Origin of the sequence: Streptomyces sp. NRRL F-5123, assembly GCF_000721495.1 — a bacterium.
GTDB lineage: Bacteria > Actinomycetota > Actinomycetes > Streptomycetales > Streptomycetaceae > Actinacidiphila.
The window spans coordinates 1-301 of record NZ_JOHY01000204.1 but is presented as its reverse complement, the minus strand read 5'-3'; the positions used below and the strand labels follow the sequence as shown (position 1 = coordinate 301).

General features: G+C 70.4%; 1 pseudogene. It reads left to right on the top strand.

The window, feature by feature from the left end:
• Positions 1–301: pseudogene (locus IH54_RS0138925) on the top strand (methyltransferase, FxLD system); the annotation flags it as partial.

The window sequence follows — 301 nt, the reverse complement described above, 5'->3', positions numbered from 1 at the left end:
ACAGAACGTCTCGGCGGTCCTCGGCGACGGCGCGGCCGGCCTGCCCGAACACGCGCCGTACGACCGCATCCAGTTCACCGTCGGTGCGGGCGACGTGCCCGTGAAGATCCTCGACCAACTCGCGCCCGGCGGCCGCCTCGTCCTGCCGATGCGCATTCGCGGCAGCATCTCCCGCTCCTTCGCCTTCGAGCGCGACGGCGACGTGTGGCGGACCGTCTCCTGCGAGATGGCCAGCTTCATCCCCTTGCGCAAGGGCGTCTGCGACGACGTCTACACCGTCGTGCCCATGGTCGGAGAGGGC